Raw genomic sequence first — 2,501 nt, forward strand, 5'->3', positions numbered from 1 at the left:
CGCACGCCCGCCAAGTCTCTCACGCGGTGATCACTGGAGAGCCCGTTGCTGGGAAACTGTGCGCCGTCTAACTCGGCGCCAGATCGCCCCTTCAGGGGGCCGAGGTTCGGGAGGAGGTGACCTCGGGGCCACCCGCCTTACCTGGACGCGAAAGTGCGAGGGGACCACAGCATGGCGGGAAAGCGCGGAACGCTGCGAAGACACCGAAGTCGTTGCCGTGCAAGGCCCGCGTGATATGGCGAAGGCCAGACTGCTTGAATCCCAGTCTCCAGCGGTGGAATCGTGCACACTCCCCGACACGGTGTCTGACGTCGGGGCCGCCGGTATCGGATGATTCCGAATTTCGTCATCTCAACCCTCCTGACCGGCGGGCGACGGGCAGCGAGCCCGTTCAAGGGGACGGACAGGGACGCCTACGTCACGCTCGACACGTCTGGCGCAAGAGGAATTCGGGATGGCCTACGGGGCGCGAGCCCTACGGCCACGGAGTGTCCGTAGTAGTCGCCGGAGTCACGACCGGCCACGGCGGGCGGGAAAGCCGTCCACAGGGCGAAGGGACACAGGCGCTCACGATCAACATTGACGGTGAGGTACGCGAGATGCGAGACGCCGCAACCGTACTGGGGATCATTCGTGAACGCGGCAAGAGCGGGCTGCCGCTGGAACGGGTCTACCGGTGCTTGTTCAACCGGGATCTTTTCCTGCTCGCTTACGGGAAGATCTACCGCAACGCGGGAGCAATGACCCCCGGGATCACCCGGGAGACCGTGGACGGCACCAGCCTCGCCAAGATCGAGGCGATCATCGGGGTGCTCCGACAGGAGCGTTACCGGTGGACCCCGGTGCGACGCACCTACATCGAGAAGAAGTCCTCGAAGAAGAAGCGTCCGCTAGGGCTGCCGACATGGTCGGACAAACTGGTGCAAGAGGTGCTGCGTCTGATCCTGGATGCGTACTACGAGCCTCAGTTCTCCGACCGTTCCCACGGGTTCCGTCCGGGCCGGGGATGCCATACCGCACTGCTGGAGGTCTATCACCAATGGCGGGGCACGGTGTGGTTCGTCGAGGGCGACATCACCGACTGTTTCGGATCCTTGGATCACCAGGTCATGCGATCGATCCTGGCGGAGAAGATCCACGACGGCCGGTTCCTACGCCTGATCGACGGACTGCTGAGGGCCGGGTATCTGGAGGACTGGCGCTACCACGCCACACTCAGCGGTTGCCCGCAGGGCGGGGTGATCTCTCCGGTGCTGTCCAACATCTACCTGGACCGGCTGGACCAGTACATCGAACAGACCCTGCTGCCTGCCCACAACCGGGGGGCACGACGCACGCCATACCGGCCCTATATGCGGCTGTGGCAGCGCGCCTATCGGCTCGAACAGCAAGGTGACCACGACGGCGGTCGGGTGCTGCGTCAGCGGATGAAGACCATGCCGTCGCGCGACCCGAACGACCCGGGCTTTCGGCGGCTGCACTACTGCCGTTACGCCGACGACTGGCTGCTCGGTTTCACCGGCCCCCGGCAGGAAGCCGAACAGATCAAGGCCGAAGTCGGCCGGTTCCTGCACGAGCAGCTCAAGCTGGAGCTGTCCCCGGCCAAGACCTTGATCACGCACGGGCGGACCCAAGCCGCCCGGTTCCTCGGCTACGAGATCACGACCTTGCACGCCGACCACAAGCACGACCAGCGCGGTCACCGCAGCATCAACGCGGCGATCGGGCTGAAAGTGCCGGCCGGCGTGGTCCGCGCCAAATGCCAGCCCTACCTGCACCACGGCAAACCGATCCGGCGCACCGAACGCACCGTCGATACCGACTTCAGTATCGTGGCGCAGTTCCAAGCCGAGTTCCGGGGTGTCGCGGAGTACTACCGGCTGGCGTTCAACCGGCACCGGCTCGGTCGACTCAAGTACGTCATGGAACGGTCGCTGACCAAAACCCTGGCTCGCAAGTTCCGGATCAGGGTGGCTCAGGTCTACCGCCGCTACCGTGCCGTGCTGGACACCGAGCATGGTCCTCGCCGTGGCCTACAAGTGACCGTCAACCGCGATGGTGGACGGGCACCCCTGGTGGCCCGGTGGGGCGGTGTCACCCTGGCGCGCGACGTCACACCTCGCCCGCTTTACGACAACCCGCCCCGCGTCTGGAACAGCGGTCGATCCGAACTGGTCCAACGGCTGCTGGCCGACGCCTGCGAACTCTGCGGGTCAACCGACCAGGTGGAAGTGCACCACGTTCGCGCCCTCAAGGATCTCAATCCCAAGGGGCGCAAACACCCACCCGAATGGGTCACGCGGATGGCATCGCGCCGCCGCAAGACCCTGGTCGTCTGCCGCGTATGTCACGAGGACGTCCACGCCGGGCGTCCGACACGACACCCACGATGAGCGCTGGAGAGCCGGATGCCACGGAAATCGGGCATGTCCGGTTCGGTGGGGGGACGTCGGAAAAGGATCTGGTCACAGGCACCTCGCTGGCGTCCTACCCAACGGCAC

Annotated in this window: 1 protein-coding gene; it reads left to right on the plus strand. The window is 65.4% G+C overall.

What is annotated here, in order from left to right; all coding sequences use genetic code 11:
• Positions 1–488 precede the first annotated feature (488 nt).
• The gene (locus tag Ari01nite_RS49305; RefSeq protein ID WP_203791670.1) at positions 489–2,393 is read left to right on the plus strand and encodes a reverse transcriptase/maturase family protein; all 1,905 of its coding nucleotides are present in this window, start codon (positions 489–491) and stop codon (positions 2,391–2,393) included.
• Positions 2,394–2,501 lie beyond the last annotated feature (108 nt).

The sequence above is a fragment of the Paractinoplanes rishiriensis genome (genome assembly GCF_016862375.1).
Classification (GTDB): Bacteria; Actinomycetota; Actinomycetes; order Mycobacteriales; family Micromonosporaceae; genus Actinoplanes; species Actinoplanes rishiriensis.